At 61.2% G+C, this 14,722-nt stretch carries 17 protein-coding genes; 12 read left to right on the top strand and 5 right to left on the bottom strand.

The window, feature by feature from the left end:
* From FGW20_RS00275 to FGW20_RS00240, 8 genes are read left to right on the top strand one after another with little or no spacing between them, the layout of a single operon-like run.
* Positions 1-1,575, top strand: a complete 1,575-nt coding sequence (locus tag FGW20_RS00275; RefSeq protein ID WP_301676110.1) for a tRNA uridine(34) 5-carboxymethylaminomethyl modification radical SAM/GNAT enzyme Elp3 — start codon at positions 1-3, stop codon at positions 1,573-1,575.
* Positions 1,572-2,687, top strand: coding sequence for a DNA primase catalytic subunit PriS (priS, locus tag FGW20_RS00270; protein ID WP_301676109.1), 1,116 nt, complete (start codon positions 1,572-1,574; stop codon positions 2,685-2,687). The genes FGW20_RS00275 and priS overlap by 4 nt, the downstream gene beginning before the upstream one ends.
* Before the next feature lie 3 nt (positions 2,688-2,690).
* Positions 2,691-3,368, top strand: coding sequence for a hypothetical protein (locus FGW20_RS00265; protein WP_301676108.1), 678 nt, complete (start codon positions 2,691-2,693; stop codon positions 3,366-3,368).
* A 37-nt stretch (positions 3,369-3,405) separates the two neighbouring features.
* On the top strand, positions 3,406-3,684 hold the full coding sequence (locus tag FGW20_RS00260) for a 50S ribosomal protein L44e (RefSeq protein WP_301676107.1): 279 nt from the start codon (positions 3,406-3,408) through the stop codon (positions 3,682-3,684).
* A gap of 6 nt (positions 3,685-3,690) precedes the next feature.
* The gene (locus FGW20_RS00255; protein WP_048181895.1) at positions 3,691-3,879 is read left to right on the top strand and encodes a 30S ribosomal protein S27e; all 189 of its coding nucleotides are present in this window, start codon (positions 3,691-3,693) and stop codon (positions 3,877-3,879) included.
* Positions 3,880-3,886: 7 nt separating this feature from the next.
* Positions 3,887-4,666, top strand: coding sequence for a translation initiation factor IF-2 subunit alpha (locus tag FGW20_RS00250; protein WP_301676106.1), 780 nt, complete (start codon positions 3,887-3,889; stop codon positions 4,664-4,666).
* A gap of 6 nt (positions 4,667-4,672) precedes the next feature.
* Complete coding sequence (locus FGW20_RS00245) at positions 4,673-4,840, top strand: RNA-protein complex protein Nop10 (RefSeq protein ID WP_301676105.1); 168 nt, start codon at positions 4,673-4,675, stop codon at positions 4,838-4,840.
* Positions 4,822-5,568: a proteasome assembly chaperone family protein gene (locus FGW20_RS00240; RefSeq protein ID WP_301676104.1), complete on the top strand. Its 747-nt coding sequence runs from the start codon at positions 4,822-4,824 to the stop codon at positions 5,566-5,568. The genes FGW20_RS00245 and FGW20_RS00240 overlap by 19 nt, the downstream gene beginning before the upstream one ends.
* Positions 5,569-5,686: 118 nt before the next feature.
* On the opposite strand, the gene FGW20_RS00235 is transcribed toward FGW20_RS00240, so the two are convergent.
* On the bottom strand, positions 5,687-7,099 hold the full coding sequence (locus FGW20_RS00235; RefSeq protein ID WP_301676103.1) for an ATP-binding protein: 1,413 nt from the start codon (positions 7,097-7,099) through the stop codon (positions 5,687-5,689).
* Positions 7,100-7,212: 113 nt separating this feature from the next.
* On the opposite strand from FGW20_RS00235, the gene FGW20_RS00230 reads away from it, so the two are divergent.
* The gene (locus tag FGW20_RS00230) at positions 7,213-7,665 is read left to right on the top strand and encodes an RDD family protein (protein WP_301676102.1); all 453 of its coding nucleotides are present in this window, start codon (positions 7,213-7,215) and stop codon (positions 7,663-7,665) included.
* A gap of 20 nt (positions 7,666-7,685) precedes the next feature.
* On the opposite strand, the gene FGW20_RS00225 is transcribed toward FGW20_RS00230, so the two are convergent.
* Positions 7,686-8,099, bottom strand: a complete 414-nt coding sequence (locus FGW20_RS00225; protein WP_048112226.1) for a helix-turn-helix domain-containing protein — start codon at positions 8,097-8,099, stop codon at positions 7,686-7,688.
* A 137-nt stretch (positions 8,100-8,236) separates the two neighbouring features.
* On the opposite strand from FGW20_RS00225, the gene groES reads away from it, so the two are divergent.
* Together groES and groL are read left to right on the top strand one after the other, a co-directional pair.
* Positions 8,237-8,509: a co-chaperone GroES gene (groES, locus tag FGW20_RS00220; protein ID WP_048112228.1), complete on the top strand. Its 273-nt coding sequence runs from the start codon at positions 8,237-8,239 to the stop codon at positions 8,507-8,509.
* 12 nt (positions 8,510-8,521) lie between these two features.
* The gene (gene groL / locus FGW20_RS00215) at positions 8,522-10,135 is read left to right on the top strand and encodes a chaperonin GroEL (RefSeq protein WP_301676101.1); all 1,614 of its coding nucleotides are present in this window, start codon (positions 8,522-8,524) and stop codon (positions 10,133-10,135) included.
* A gap of 85 nt (positions 10,136-10,220) precedes the next feature.
* Here the strand turns inward: groL and FGW20_RS00210 are convergent, their stop codons facing one another.
* Both FGW20_RS00210 and FGW20_RS00205 read right to left on the bottom strand, forming a co-directional pair.
* The gene (locus FGW20_RS00210) at positions 10,221-10,643 is read right to left on the bottom strand and encodes a rhodanese-like domain-containing protein (RefSeq protein WP_301676100.1); all 423 of its coding nucleotides are present in this window, start codon (positions 10,641-10,643) and stop codon (positions 10,221-10,223) included.
* A gap of 63 nt (positions 10,644-10,706) precedes the next feature.
* Positions 10,707-11,426, bottom strand: a complete 720-nt coding sequence (locus FGW20_RS00205; protein WP_301676099.1) for an ATP-binding cassette domain-containing protein — start codon at positions 11,424-11,426, stop codon at positions 10,707-10,709.
* Between the two features lie 418 nt (positions 11,427-11,844).
* Between FGW20_RS00205 and FGW20_RS00200 the strand changes: the two genes are divergently transcribed.
* The gene (locus tag FGW20_RS00200) at positions 11,845-12,555 is read left to right on the top strand and encodes a DUF1614 domain-containing protein (protein ID WP_301676098.1); all 711 of its coding nucleotides are present in this window, start codon (positions 11,845-11,847) and stop codon (positions 12,553-12,555) included.
* 345 nt (positions 12,556-12,900) lie between these two features.
* Here the strand turns inward: FGW20_RS00200 and asnB are convergent, their stop codons facing one another.
* Positions 12,901-14,709 carry an asparagine synthase (glutamine-hydrolyzing) gene (asnB, locus tag FGW20_RS00195; protein WP_301676097.1) on the bottom strand — a complete coding sequence of 603 codons (1,809 nt, stop codon included), beginning with the start codon at positions 14,707-14,709 and terminating at the stop codon, positions 12,901-12,903.
* Positions 14,710-14,722 lie beyond the last annotated feature (13 nt).

The raw sequence follows: 14,722 nt of genomic DNA, 5'->3' as shown, positions 1-14,722 counted from the left end.
ATGAACGATACCGATACTCTCCGGGAGATCATCTCCCGCATCCTTTCTACCGGGCCGGGCCCTGTCGACGTCCAGAAGATCAAACTCGAGGTCTGCCGTGAGCACGGTGCAAACATGCCCAAAAACTCCGCGGTCCTCGCCGCCGCCGACGACGATGAGCGCGAGCGGCTCCGCCCGCTCCTCCAGGTGAAACCCACGCGGACGATCTCTGGAGTGGCGCCCGTTGCGGTGATGACCTCACCCCACCCCTGTCCTCACGGCAAATGCCTCCCCTGCCCCGGCGGGCCGGAGCATCCCTTTGCATCCCCCCAGAGTTACACGGGCGAGGAGCCGGCGGCGCTCCGGGCGAGAGAGCACGCCTTCGATCCCTACGCCCAGGTGCAGGCCCGCCTCGGGCAGTTCGAGGCCCTCGGCCACCACGTCGACAAGGCGGAACTGATCGTGATGGGCGGGACGATGACCGCCCGCCCGATCGAGTACCAGGAGTGGTTCGTCGGGGCCGCCGTCCAGGCGATGAACGACTACCCGCGGCCCGGGATTTCGCAGGAGAGACCCGATATCGAAGCGATCTTTGCCGCAAACGAGTCGGCGAGGGTCCGGTGTGTCGCCGCCACCTTCGAGACGCGGCCGGACTGGTGCCGGGAGGAGCACATTAACCGGATGCTCTCGATGGGCGTGACCAAGGTGGAACTCGGCGTCCAGCACGTGGACGACCGGATCCTCGACTACAACCGCCGCGGCCACGCGGTTGCGGACTCGGTCGCGGCAAACTGCCTCCTCCGGGACGCCGGATTGAAGGTCGGGTTCCATATGATGCCGAACCTCCCCGGGGCGAGCATGGAGGACGACCAGCGGATGTTTCGGGAACTCTTCGCTGACCCGCGGTTCCGGCCGGACTTCCTGAAGATCTACCCGACCCTGGTGACGCCGGGCTCAGAAATCGAGGAACTCTGGGAACGCGGCGAGTATATGCCTTACACCGAGGAGGAACTGATCGATCTCGTCGCCTGCGCGAAGTCCCTCCTCCCGGAGTATGTCCGTCTCCAGCGGGTCCAGCGCGACATCCCGGCAAAACTGATCGTCGCGGGCTCGCGGCACAGCAACTTCCGCCAGCTTGCCGGGGCGCGTCTCCATGAGCAGGGCATCCGGTGCCGGTGCATCCGCTGCCGCGAGGTGGGGAGAGCGCCCGAACCGAAGGAGGTGACGATTTCGACCCTGGTTTACCAGGCGTGCGGCGGGGATGAGCGGTTCATCCAGGCGGGCTCCGAGGACGCCCTCATCGGATTCGCCCGGCTCCGATTCCCGCACAACCCCTTCCGCGACGAACTCGCGGACGCGGCGCTCCTGCGCGAGCTCCATGTCTACGGGAGCGTGGTGCCGATCAGCACCCCGGCATCCGCCGACGAGTGGCAGCACCGCAGTTTCGGTAGCGTTCTCCTCTCCGTGGCCGAAGAGGAGGCACGCGATCACGGCTACCGATGCCTTGCGGTGATGAGCGGTGTCGGGGTGCGGCCCTACTACAGGAAACAGGGATATGAACGAGTGGGCCCATATATGATCAAGACGTTCCCATGAAACCCGCGACACTCGAGTTTGTGAAGCAGAGGTTCGCCGAGTACTATCAGCGGCAGAATCTCACCATCCCGTCCTCCCTCGAGCAGCGCGAATGGGGTTTCATCTTCTTCGACGCCACGGGCGAAGTCCGGATGCGGCGGCATATGGCGTTTGCCGATCGGGAGGAACTCGGCGCATACGTGAAAAGCCTGGTTCCCGCCCACGTATACTACTCGACGGCCTACTACCAGACGCCGTCGGCGCCGACGATGAACGAGAAACACTGGGCCGGCGCCGACCTCATCTTCGATCTCGACGCCGACCACATCGTCCGCGGCCCCTACGCGATGATGCTCGCGCGGGTCAAGGAGGAGACCGAAAAACTGCTCGCGATGCTGACTGACGAACTCGGCTTCGCCAGGAGCCAGATCCGGATCGCCTTCTCCGGGGGGCGCGGTTACCACATCCACGTCACCGATATCACCGTCCGGGGATGGAGCAGCCAGGAGCGGCGCGAAATCGTCGATTACGTCTGCGGCATCGGGCTCGATCCAGCCACGATGCTCACGCCGGCGGGTGCGCCGACCGGGTGGCGGCAGCGCTACGTGGAGACGCTCCGTGCCCATCTCATGGGGATTGCGGCTCGCGAACCGGCGGAAGCAACGGCTTACCTCGGGGGGCTCGACGGGATCGGGAAGCGAACGGCCGCGGAGTTCCTCGCGAATATCGGTAGCCTCGCCGCCGGAGCCCCGGAGGATCTCCTCAAGAACCGGGTCGTCCGGGCGATCACGGCCGCGCCAGACTTCGAGGAGAGGCTCCGGGACGCGGGGGCGCGTGCGGATGAGCCGGTCACAACCGATATCAAGCGGCTGATCCGGACGCCGGGGTCGCTGCACGGCGGCAGCGGCATGCGGGTCGTGCCGCTCGAGATCCGGGATTTCGCGAACTTCGATCCGCTCGTGGACGCGGTGGTCTTCGGCGACCGCGACGTGCGCCTCGATCTGAAGGCAAACTTCACCACGTCCCTGCTCGGGAACACCTACTCGCTCAACGCCGGCATCCAGAACGTCCCCGAAGCGCTCGCGATCTTCCTCTGCTGCCGGGGCATGGCGGAGATAGCCGGGGGTGCATGAAGCATGACCGCCGATCTCCTGGAGAAACTCCGCCAGATGCTGCTTGACATGCAGCACTCGGGAAGGCTCTCGCACATCGAGCCCGGCCTCTACGACGATGCCCGGGCGTACATCGAGAAACGCAAGACGGATTACTACGATCTCAAAAATCCCCTGGAGAGCCGGGCGGGGAGCCTGCTCATCGAGGAGATCGGCAGCGTCAATGAGACCGTCCAGGAGATCTTCTCGGTCAGAACCCGGCAGATCCTCGACCTTGCGTTCCAGCAGATGGAGGGGCAGTACTTCGACAAGGATGAGGCCCGCAAGATGCTCCCGGAGGAGCGGGCGATGTACAAGCGGATCATCAGCGCCATCGAGGAGTGCCGGGAGGCACTCGTCCACGGCGAGCCCACCCCGTTCGGCGGCGACGGTGCGACCGCCGTAGAGCGGATCGACGAAGCCGACGAAGCCGACGAGGCCGACGGCACCCCGGAAACCCGGGAAACATCTGCGACTCCCGCTCCCCGTCCCATCCAGTCTCCCTACGCCCTCGTGCATATCCGCTCCGATGTGGAGTCGTTCATGGGGATGGACGGCAGGACGTACGTCTTGAAGATGGGGGATATCGTCACCCTGCCGGAAAACAATGCAGGCGTGCTCTGCGAACACGACATAGCCTTAAATATTAGGCTTAACAAGTAATATAGGTACTCGAATCTATTGAATAGAGGTTACTATCATGAAAATGCCGTCAAAATTCAAGACATACTGCCCGTTCTGCAGGAGCCACCAGGTTCATGAAGTCGTGAGGGTAAAGAAAGGCAAGGTGCGCCACTTCAACTGGATCGACCGCCAGAAGGCGCGCAGGAGCACGGTGGGCAACATGGGCAAATTCAACAAGGTGCCCGGTGGCGACAAGCCGACGAAGAAGATCAATGTCAGATACCGGTGCACGGTCTGCGGCAAGGCGCACCTCCGGCCGGGATTCCGGGTCGGTAAATTCGAGCTTACGGAGTGAGTTGGTATGGTCCGGGTAAACAGAGAGAACAGGAGCACGTTCCTCCGGGTAAAGTGTCCCGACTGCGAGAACGAGCAGGTAGTCTTTGAGAGAGCGAGTACCGTCGTGGAGTGCAACGTCTGCGGACGTATCCTTGCGGAACCCCACGGTGGGAAAGCTGATATAAAAGCTGAGATAATGGCAGTACTTGAGTGATAATTGCATGAATGAGAGAGAGTGGCCCGAGGAAGGAGAACTCGTTGTCTGCACGGTCGCGGACGTCAAGGACTTTGCGGCGTTCGTGACCCTGGACGAGTACAACGAGCGAAGAGGGCTCATACCGATATCCGAGATAGCGCGGGGCTGGATTAAGTACATCCGGGACTACGTACGAGAAGGACAGAAGGTCGTCTGCAAAGTCCTGAACGTGGACCCCGATCGCGGCCACATCGATCTCTCGTTAAAAGACGTAAACGAGCACCAGCGGCGCGAGAAGATTCACGAGTGGAAGAACGAGCAGAAAGCCGTCAAATGGATCGGGTTCGCCTCCGAAGCATCGGGAGCGGACAGGAAGGCCATCGAGGAGGCAATCTTGCGCGAATACGGTCAGCTGTACCCGGCTTTCGAGGATATCGTCACCACCGGCGGCGAAGCCGCGGATAAGCTGAACCTCGATGAAAAAGTCAAGACGGCGCTCATCACTGTCGCAAACGAGAACGTGAAGGTCTCGCGGGTGACGATCACCGGGCACCTCATCCTGACGTCGCCCCGGGCCGACGGCGTCAACGTGATCCGCCGGGCGCTCCGGAGCGCGCAGCCGAAGGTCGAGAACGTGGATATCGACCTGATCTATGTCGGAGCCCCGAAATACCGGATAAAAGTGACCGCGCCCGATTATAAGGAAGCCGAGAAGGCAATCGAGAAGGCGGCAAACGCAGCCGTCGGCGTGGTCGAGCGGGCCGGCGGATCCGGCAGGTTTATCCGAAAACAGAAGGCCGGATAGAACCATATGAGCAGCCGCATTCGCCGCTGTCCGCACGACCGGAGATATACGCTCTCGGATCTCTGCCCGGTCTGCGACCGGCCGTGCCGGCCGGCCCACCCGGCGCGTTTTTCCCCCCAGGATAGGTACGGTAGTTATAGGAGGGCCGTACGCAGATGGAACACGTCACAGTAACCTTTCTACGGGACGACAATATCGACGCCCCGATCTTGATCGAGGGGCTGCCCGGCATCGGACACGTCGGGAAACTCGTTGCCGACCACCTGATCTACGAACTCGGGGGCGAGAAGATAGGGGAGATCTCCTCACTCCACTTTCCGCCGCAGGTGGTCGTGGACGAGCAGGGCGTCACCCATCTCGTCAAAAACGAGATATACCGCTGCGAGAAGGACGGGAAGGCAGCCCTCTTTCTTGTGGGCGACTTCCAGAGCACCTCGGCCGAGGGGCATTACACCCTCACTGAGCGCTACCTCGATATCGCCGAAGACCTTGGCGTTGGGCGGATCTACGCTCTCGGCGGCTATGGTGTCGGCCACCTGGTCGAGAGCCCGAGGGTGCTCTCGGCAGTCAACATGGAGCATCTCCGGCCCGAGGTGGAGGCCGCGGGAGGCTCGTTTGAGAACGCCGGGAACAGCGGGATGATCGTGGGGGCCTCGGGCCTCCTGCTCGGCCTCGGCGAGGCGCGGGGCATCGAGGGGATCTGCCTGATGGGCGAGACGAGCGGCTACATCGTCGACCCGAAGAGTGCCGACAGCCTTCTTACGGTGCTCTCCCACCTGACCGGGATCGAGGTCGACCATACCTCGCTGCAGCAGCGTGCCGAGAATATGGAGCAGATCATAGCAAAGATCCAGGAAGCCGAAGAGGGAAAAGGTCGCGAAGAACTGAGTTATATTGGATAACGCCTTTTTTTGCGATAGATAGTCCCGGGAATCCGGTACATGCCCGGTCGATGCGAACAAAGCAATGCTCCGGTGCGCCTTCTCCACCCGGAGGATCCGGGTTCCGGATACAGCACGCCTATGCCGAGAAACCTCCTTTTCGGCAATCTGCAACAACCCTCGTTAGGTCGTCAAGGTCATAGCAGGAGACTCGATCGTCCTCCATCGGGCGGCGAGAGAATGTTCGTGCCACGATACAGAAATGCTCCTTGCGCCTGCCGTTCTGCCATGAGACATGGGGCGCTTTCGCCCGGAGCTCCTCGAGAACCCGATGGCCGTCCACACCGTCCTGCCATTTGCACTCGCAGAAGAGAATCTCTGGTTGGTCTTCGCGGAGGCAGATGATATCGATCTCCTCACCCCGGTGCCACCAACTCCCCAGCCGGGTATAGACAAAGGGCAGGGCACCGTGCTGGTTAAAGAGTTCAAAGAGATCTGCGACGATTGCCTCAAAGAGCCTGCCCACATACGCCGCGAACCGCGGTTTGACGTACTGATCCACGATCAGCCCGGCGTTGCCGCGCTCAAGCGATTCCAGGCAGGGGTTGGCGAATGAGAACCAGAAATTGAAGAGATTGTCAGAGAGGAAGTAGAGACCTTTCCTGCTCTTCTGCCCCTCGGTTACAGGTATACGCCGGTGTACCAGTTGCAGGTCGATCAGAACGGAGAGGTACTTATTCACGATGCTCTTGGAAAGGCCGGTATCATTGCAGATGAGGCCGATACGGTTGTTCCCCTCCGCAATGGAATAGAGGATGGAGAAGTAGTAACGGGGTTCGGCAAGTTCCGTCCTGAGAACGAACTCGACGTCCCGGAAGAGGAAAGAGTCCTCCCGCAGCAACTTTTCTTCCACGTTGGCCATGATGTCTTTATCCGGATCGGCGGTCATGATGTATGCAGGCGTCCCCCCGAAGACGGCATAGAACTCCACAGCCTTGCGCATATCCCCCAGGTAGTCGAGGACATGGATGAACCGGAGAGGGTGCAGGAGGATCTGGCCCGTTCTCCTGCCAAAAAGTGGGCTTCTGTAGTCCATCGTCGTCGACTCCATCATAGAGATGCTCGAGCCGGAGAGGAGGAGGAAGACCTGAGTCTCCTTGAGGTGTGTGTCCCAGTAATCCTGGATGATAGACGGAAGCGAGGGATCTTCTTTGACGAGGTACGGAAACTCGTCGATGGCAAGGACAAACCGGGAGCCGGATCGCTGCACAATGTACTCGAAGAAACTGTCCCAGTCTGAAAAACCGGTTCTTTTGAGGAAGGGATCCTCGAAATAATCCCCGAGGTCTCTTGAGAATTTCCGGAGTTGAAGGGTTTTCGACTCCTCACGGGCAAGCAGGTGGATCCCGTTCCCGAACTGGAGAAACTGGTCGATGAGATCACTCTTTCCGACGCGGCGTCTCCCGTAAAGCACAACGAACTCGGCTTTACCGCTCCGGTAGCGATCGGCAAGCGCCGATAACTCCCGATGCCGGTCGAGGAACACACTCATAAGTATTATACTTGAGAGTGTACTATATCACTGTTGTGGCCGGGGCATCCGGCCACCCCCCCCATCGGCCGACACGTAACCTTAAGCCCCGCCAGGGACGACAGATTATCGATATGGTCACCCTCTATCTCGCCAGGTGGGAGACCCGGTTCTGGGCCTGGCTCATCGACTTCATCCTGGTAGGGCTGCCCGTCTGGGCAATCTCCGACCGGCTGCCGCCCTCCTGGCAGTTCAGCATAGATCCCGGGCTCATCTCGATCAGCCTCACCTCGGTCGTCTTCTTCGTCTACTGGACGCTGTTTGAGGGATACCGCGGCCAGTCGATCGGCAAGATGGCGCTGAAGATCCGGGTCACCGGCCGCGCCGGAGAGGATATCGGGTTTTTTGCCGCAGCAATCGAGAGCATCGGCAAAGCATTTCTCCTCATCCCCGACTGCCTGATCGGGTGGCTCGCCATGCCGGGCTCGAAACAGCGGCTCTTCAACCGGATCTCGGGAACCGTCGTGATAGAGACCCGCGAAGCGGAAGGGCCGGAGGGCGTCACCTACGTGAAGCAGAAGGAGTGAGGGGAGCCCGCCCCCGCCTTTCACTCCTCGATGCCGAACGACCGGTCGAGCTCTGCAGCCGTGGCCTCGATATCGTCGAGAACCCGGAGCGCATCTTTGCGCAGTTCCTGCACCATCGACTGGAGGGAGTTGCCCCGGAGATGGATCTGCCGCTTGTGGCGGTACACGACACCGGCATCGACAAGGTTCCTGATGTGGTGGTTGATACGGGAACTGGAGACATCCAGGTCGCGCGAGATCCTCTCCACGGGCACGCCGTTCCCGGAGACCTGGTGCGAAAGAAGGACGACGAGAATCCGCTGGGCGACCTGATCGACGTCCCTTCCTTCTCCGATACCGAGGCTGTTGAAGAACCAGTCGAGATTCTCCTCCGCCCTTTTGCCTCTCGGCCTCTCGACCTGTCGAAAGACTATCTGCCTTGCCGTCGGTGTCATCGATTATTCATGCGTATGAGCCGATCAGGTATAAAGATATCCAATATATCGAAATCATTTCGATAATTTTGATAAGGTTTAAATATTTAGGATGCCTTACGATCTTGTTGCAAAAACTCTCTGAAGGTGATAGACTCATGGAGATTATCCCAATCGGAGAACGGGTTCTCATCAGACCCATACGAAGAGAAGAGGTTACGAAAAGCGGCATTTACATCCCCGAATCCGCACGGGAGGGCAGAAAGGAAGGATCCGTCGTTGCGGTAGGAGAGCGCGACGACGGCTCCAGTCTCCCCTTAAGCCCCGGGGACCGTGTTTTGTACGGAGGCTATACCTCGGATACGTTCGAGATCGACTCCGAGACGTACGTGTTCGTCCCATACAAGGACATCCTGGCAAAGATCAGGTAACAGAGGAAGCCCATGGTATCATCAAAACAGCTGATGTTCGACGAAGGCGCACGCAGATCGCTCCTTGCCGGCGTCAATAAGGTCGCCGACACTGTCAAGATAACGCTCGGCCCCAGAGGCAGGTACGTCGTGATCGACAGGTCGACAAGCCCCGTCGTGACGAACGACGGCGTGACGATTGCAAAAGAGATCTCGCTCCACGACAAGTTCGAGAACATCGGGGCGAAACTCGTCAAGGAGGTCGCCCAGAAGACCCAGGACAAGACCGGCGACGGGACGACAACCGCAACGCTTCTCGCTCAGGCCATCCTCGCCGAAGGTCTCAAGAACATCTCCTCCGGGGCGAACCCGAACGAAGTCAGGCGGGGCGTCGACGCCGCGGTTGCGGCCGCCGTGGAGTATATCCAATCAACGAGCGTCCCGGTCAGGGAGCGGGACAGGATCCTGCAGGTCGCCGCCATCTCGGCCAACAACGACGAAGAGATCGGTGAACTCATCGCCGACGCGATGGACAGGGTCGGCTACGGCGGGCTCATCACGGTCGAGGACGCAAAGAGCCTCGATACCGGCCTTGAGGTGGTCAAGGGGATGCAGTTCGACCGGGGCTACATCTCGCCCTACATGATCACGGACACCGAGAAGATGGTCTGCGAGCACGAAGACCCCTACATCCTGATCACCGACCGGAGGATCACCTCGCTCAAACAGATAGTTCCTATCCTTGAAGCGGCCGCACAGGAGGCGAGACCGCTCCTGATCATTGCCGAGGACGTCGAGGGCGAGGCGCAGGCAGCCCTCATCCTGAACATCATACGCGGCTCACTTAAGGTCTGTGCGGTCAAGGCACCCGGGTTCGGCGACGAACGCAAGGCAATCCTCGAGGACATCGCGATCCTCACGGGCGCGACGGTGATCTCGGAAGACCGCGGGATGAAACTGGAGAATGTCTCCAGGCAGGTCTTCGGCTCGGCCCACACCGTCAAGGTCAACGGAGAGAGCACCCTGATCGTCGGAGGAAAAGGCGACCGCAAGGCCCTTGAAGAGCGGATGCACCTGATCGAGTCCCAGATCAACATAGCGGACTCCGAGTGGAAGAAGGACGAACTCAGAAAGAGGCTCGGAAACCTCGGAGGCGGCGTCGCCGTCATCAAGGTCGGCGCGGCGACCGAGACGGAGTTAAAAGAGAAGAAGATGCGGATCGACGACGCCCTGAACGCCACCAAGGCGGCGGTCGAGGAAGGCGTGGTTTCCGGGGGCGGAGTCACCCTGTTCAGGGCGATCGAAACCCTGGATAAACTGCAGTTCGATGACGACCGGAAGGTGGGTGTCGCCATAGTCCGGCGGGCGCTGGAGGAGCCCATCCGTCAGATTGCAAAGAACGCCGGTGTCGAAGGCGCCGAGGTCGTCGCCACCGTAAAGAGGAGCGACGAGCCAGGGTTCGGCTACAACGCAAAGACCGGCACCTACGAGAACCTGATGGAGCACGGCGTCATCGATCCCGCAAAGGTGGTGCGGCTCGGGCTCCAGAACGCGGCGTCCATCGCAGGCATGATCCTCTCAACGGAGGTCGTCATCACCGACTTCGATGACGAGAAAGACACGAAGACTGCAGCCATCATCATCTGAGGGGGATCCGTTTCCCCCTTCTCCTCCACTCATCCGGGCTCGATGCAGCAACCGCGTCGAGCCCATCCATAAGGAACAATACGGTTTAACCAGCCACCGGGAGCCCGACCTCCTCCCAGGCGCTCATGCCGCCTTCGATCTCGTAGACCTCGCGGAATTCGGCATCGCGCATCAGCTCCCGGACACCGGCGCTTCGTACTCCCCGCTGGCAGTATATGAGGTAGGTCGCTTCCGGGTCGAGACCATCAAGGTGCTCTGAGAACTCCGCCGAGTTGATGTTGATCGCGCCCGGGATGTGTCCGGCAGCGAACTCGTCCGGTCTCCGGACATCGACGATGACAAAACCCGGATCGTCCCCTCGCTCTTCTATCAGGGCCGATGCTTCGTGCGGCGTGATCGTCCGGACGACCCCGTCATCGGGCGCCGGGCTGCCTTCGAGGCACCCGCTGGTAAGCACAAGCGCGACAACAAGCAGGAACGCGGGCAGGGGATGGAGACGAGCGGCCATGCATCCCTGTCATGGCCGCAACGATAAAGCGGTTTCGATCGCTCCGGTGCAAACGCCGGGCGCTCAGGTAGTGTTGTCGAACTCGAGCGGCGTATCATCGAGGGCCATTACTGCACGGAAGGTCTCCGGTGTGTCCAGGGCAACGACCTCGCCGTGATCCACCACCGCAACCCGGGTGCAGATTGCCTCCGCTTCTTCCACATCATGCGTCGTAAAGATGATCGTCGCCCTCCGCTCGCGGTTCAGCCGCCGGAGCAGGTCCCAGATCTCCCGGCGCCCGGCCTTGTCCAGCCCCGTCGTCGGTTCGGCGAGGAAGAGGACCGACGGATGCGTGAGAAATGCCCGGGCAATCTCCAACTGCTGCATCATGACGGGAGAGTAGGTCTCGACCGCTGCATCAGCGCTTCCGGCAACGCCGAAGAGGTCGATGGCCTCGGGGATCCTCCTTCTCCGGAGGTCGTCACCCAGACCGTGCAAACGGGCGTGGAAGTCCAGGTTCTCTCTGCCGGTCAGCGCTGGGTCGAGCACCGGCTCGGGGAGGACGATGCCCATGTTTCGGCGCACGTCTCCGAGGTTCCCGAGAATCGCGAGCGGTGAACGCTCTGCAAACCCGGGAACCGGAAAGAGCATCGTCATGAGGATGGCAAGCAGGGTCTGCCGGCCCTGACCGCAGGGGCAGAGAACACCACAAATCTCTCCGCTCTTCACGTCGAACGGGATCGGGCCCCTCGCCTGGAGCCGTTCCAGATGCCGGATAAGGTCTTCAACAGTAAAGGCAGTCATGCTCCTCTGCGCAGATGCAATCGGTCGGGTAGAACGGAGTTGTTCCCGGCCACACACCATCCCCGAAACGTGCACCGGATTCTCACCGATCGGAAGCCTCCTTAAGCAACGGTGTCCGGGAGTTGTTGTCCGGTGCCTGTTACTCGATTCGAGGAAGGAACTATTGGATTAACATTATTTTCGGTTGCCCATATATAAGAATATCTATTTAGAAATGAATATAATATCCCCAATTTAGGGTTTATTTTTCTATTGAATCCTCCTTTTGCGTTATCACCTGCGATATTCACCATTCACCAGATGATGATAGAGGCGGAGTGAGGCGGTGCCGACCAGTCCAGAGGACTGGCAGGTCGAAGCCGTACGGGAGCTGCTCTCCGTGAAACTATTTATGGCATGAACCCCGGTATACCCGGCTATGGAGACCCAACTGCCCGCGATCGCGATTCTCCCGGTTCCTTTCAGCCCGGAACAGATCCTCATTGCGTTAGCGGTTCTCATACCGGCCCTGGTCATATTCAACCTGCTCCTCATCAGCGAGGGGGTCTTCGAGTCGATCGGACTTCGGTTCTACCAGGCGATGCTGGTGACCGCAGGGGCGCTGCTCGGGAGCCTGATCGATATCCCGCTTCTCCCGGTAGGCGAGAGCGTCATCGCGGTCAACGTGGGCGGGGCTGTCATCCCCCTCTTTGTGACACTCGAGATGGTCGGACGGCGCCGGGTCTCGTGGTCAAAGTCCCTCGCCGCTGTTGCCATGGTGTCGCTCGTCGCCTACGCTTTTGCAACACCTGTCCCCGGCCTCGGGATCACGATGCCGATCTACGTCGCACCCCTCGCCGGTGCCGTGGCAGGGCTCTTTCTCGCGCGCGGCTGCCGCACCGCTCCCGGCCTCGCCTACGCCGGGGGCACCATGGGCACCCTCCTCGGGGCCGATATCCTCAACCTTGTAAACCCCGACGTGTTTTCAGCGCTTACTGAAAGCGGGTCGACTGTCCTCTCCATCGGAGGTGCGGGGATCTTCGACGGTATCTTCATCACCGGCGTCCTCTCGGTCCTGCTCGCGGCGTATGCGGGGAGGGGGCTGCGGGAGAAGGGGGGCGTCTGCCCGCAGGAGGGAGGGGAGGGGTGATGCGAGGAGAGGGTACGGGTCGTTAACAGATACACCGACTTCGTGGCTTCACGTGAGGCTGCACGACTACTCTCTACCACTGTCATCTCACGCGAAGACGCGAAGAACGCGAAAGGGACTATCAATACCTGCCTAGACTTCGCGGCTTCGCGGCTTCGCGGCTTCGCGTGAGGCACCATGTATCATCTGGCCCTTCAGTGCGTCGCAAGTCGCACCTGGCGGTGCTCAAGCTCCTGCCCTTCGGCCAGTCGCACTACGCTCCCGCCCGTCGCAAGTCAAAAACGCTTCGCGTTTTCTCCCGCTCCGGTTTTTCGAACCCTGATGGCTTCTCAAACCGTCGCGTTCTCAAACCGTCGCGAATCCCTGCAGCCACATCTCCGCGCAGGCTATCCGCCAGAACTCGGTAGAATAAGGGCTTTTCCCCTCAAGGAACGCCCGGTAGTTTTCGAGCACCCGCTCCGCGTCCCAGTAGGGCCGTTCTGTGAATTCAGGCGTCGAGAAAAGTTCGAGGATATGCGGTGCAAGTTCACCCTTCATCCAGACCTCCTCGGGGGTGACGAAACCCATCTTGTCCATTCTGCACCGGACGGCGTCGGGGACCAGCCCCCGGATCGCCCGCCGGAGGACGTATTTCGTGACGCCGCCGCGGATCTTCTGGTCGAGCGGGAGCCCTGCGAGATGCTCCACCAGCCGGTAATCGAGGAACGGAACCCGTGCCTCGATCGAGAAGGCCATCGAGTTCCGGTCTTCCCAGTGCAGCAGGAGAGGGAGGTTCGACGCCGTGACCTCCCGTTTCAGCACCTCCTCAAGCGACCCTGCATACCGGAGGACTTCCGGCGGGGATCCCCGGAGGAGTTCCCGGCGCTCCGACCGGACCCGTGACTGGCGAGCCGCCCAAGAGATGAACGACCCGTGAAGCCTCGCACTTCCGATTCCCTCCCGGAGCGCCGCGAGGACGTCTCCGTGCCGGAGGAGCCCCCTGATATAAGGGGCCTGGTAGGCGATGTAGCCGCCGAGTTGCTCGTCGGCGCCCTGCCCGTCGAGGACCACCTTCACCTCGCCCTGTGCGAGCCGCATCACGCAGTACTGGGCGTATATCGAGAGCGAAGCAAACGGCTCATCCTGCATGTAGAGCAGCCGTTCAATATCCTCCCAGAGTCCGTCCGTGCCCGGCGTAGTCCGGCGGCCCGCAACGTTTGTCACCGCGACCACTGTATCGATATACCGGCTCTCATCGAACCGGAGGTCGTCAAAACAGACCGAAAACGTCTTCTGCCGCTCGCCGACACTCTCCGGCCTCTCCGCCTGCAGGAGCTCATTGATCAGGGCGGTGACCGTCGAGGAGTCGATGCCGCCCGAGAGGCAGGTCCCGACCGGGACGTCGCTTCGGAGCCGGAGCCGGACGGCGTCGGTCAGGAGGGCGCGGACGCTTCGCGCGGCGGCTTCGTCATCGACCCCGCCCAGGGCGCCGCTCATCGCGAAGTCCCAGTAGCGTTCCGGCTCCCCGACGCCGTCTGCGGAGACGACGAGTGCATGGGCCGGCGGGAGTTGGAAGACGCCGTCGTACATCGTCTCGGCGGTGTGATCCGCAACCCCCCACGCAAGGAACGTCGAGAGCATCCGGTCGTTCGGCCGCCGGCCGACCCCGGGATGCACCCGGAGCGCCTTGATCTCCGAGGCGAAGATGAACGAATCCCCGGCCAGAGTGTAGTAGAACGGCTTGACGCCCAGACGGTCCCGGGCGCAGAAGAGCTCGCGGCGGCGCCCGTCCCAGAGGGCGAACGCCCACATCCCGTTGAACCGGGCAAGGCAGTTCCTCCCCCACTCCTCGTAGGCGTGCAGGATCACCTCCGTATCGGTCGCAGAAGCGAAACGGTGGCCGGCGGCCACGAGTTCCTCCCGGATCTCACGAAAATTGTAGATCTCGCCGTTGAAGACGATCTGAAGCGTCCCGTCCTCGTTTCCCATCGGCTGGCGGCCCTCGTCGGAGAGATCGATGATCGCGAGGCGGCGATGGGCAAGGCCGACCGGCCCGGAGAAGAACGATCCTTCGCCGTCGGGCCCGCGGTGAGCCAGCCGCTCCCCCATCGTCCCAACGAGAGCCGCATCGGCTTCCTCCCCGTTCAGGACAAACTGTCCGGCAATACCGCACATACTTCGGAGACCA

Origin of the sequence: Methanoculleus methanifontis (genome assembly GCF_030464365.1) — an archaeon.
Lineage (GTDB): Archaea > Halobacteriota > Methanomicrobia > Methanomicrobiales > Methanoculleaceae > Methanoculleus > Methanoculleus methanifontis.
The sequence above is the reverse complement of the archived record's forward strand: the minus strand, read 5'-3'. Positions and strand labels throughout refer to the sequence as shown.

Coding starts and splice junctions, on each gene's coding strand:
- FGW20_RS00205 (WP_301676099.1), bottom strand. CDS start 11,426: ATGACTGCCTTTACTGTTGAAGACCTTATCCGGCATCTGGAACGGCTC.
- FGW20_RS00200 (WP_301676098.1), top strand. CDS start 11,845: ATGGAGACCCAACTGCCCGCGATCGCGATTCTCCCGGTTCCTTTCAGC.
- FGW20_RS00265 (WP_301676108.1), top strand. CDS start 2,691: ATGACCGCCGATCTCCTGGAGAAACTCCGCCAGATGCTGCTTGACATG.
- groES (WP_048112228.1), top strand. CDS start 8,237: ATGGAGATTATCCCAATCGGAGAACGGGTTCTCATCAGACCCATACGA.
- FGW20_RS00275 (WP_301676110.1), top strand. CDS start 1: ATGAACGATACCGATACTCTCCGGGAGATCATCTCCCGCATCCTTTCT.
- groL (WP_301676101.1), top strand. CDS start 8,522: ATGGTATCATCAAAACAGCTGATGTTCGACGAAGGCGCACGCAGATCG.
- FGW20_RS00250 (WP_301676106.1), top strand. CDS start 3,887: ATGAATGAGAGAGAGTGGCCCGAGGAAGGAGAACTCGTTGTCTGCACG.
- priS (WP_301676109.1), top strand. CDS start 1,572: ATGAAACCCGCGACACTCGAGTTTGTGAAGCAGAGGTTCGCCGAGTAC.
- FGW20_RS00230 (WP_301676102.1), top strand. CDS start 7,213: ATGGTCACCCTCTATCTCGCCAGGTGGGAGACCCGGTTCTGGGCCTGG.
- FGW20_RS00240 (WP_301676104.1), top strand. CDS start 4,822: ATGGAACACGTCACAGTAACCTTTCTACGGGACGACAATATCGACGCC.
- asnB (WP_301676097.1), bottom strand. CDS start 14,709: ATGTGCGGTATTGCCGGACAGTTTGTCCTGAACGGGGAGGAAGCCGAT.
- FGW20_RS00225 (WP_048112226.1), bottom strand. CDS start 8,099: ATGACACCGACGGCAAGGCAGATAGTCTTTCGACAGGTCGAGAGGCCG.
- FGW20_RS00235 (WP_301676103.1), bottom strand. CDS start 7,099: ATGAGTGTGTTCCTCGACCGGCATCGGGAGTTATCGGCGCTTGCCGAT.
- FGW20_RS00255 (WP_048181895.1), top strand. CDS start 3,691: ATGGTCCGGGTAAACAGAGAGAACAGGAGCACGTTCCTCCGGGTAAAG.
- FGW20_RS00210 (WP_301676100.1), bottom strand. CDS start 10,643: ATGGCCGCTCGTCTCCATCCCCTGCCCGCGTTCCTGCTTGTTGTCGCG.
- FGW20_RS00245 (WP_301676105.1), top strand. CDS start 4,673: ATGAGCAGCCGCATTCGCCGCTGTCCGCACGACCGGAGATATACGCTC.
- FGW20_RS00260 (WP_301676107.1), top strand. CDS start 3,406: ATGAAAATGCCGTCAAAATTCAAGACATACTGCCCGTTCTGCAGGAGC.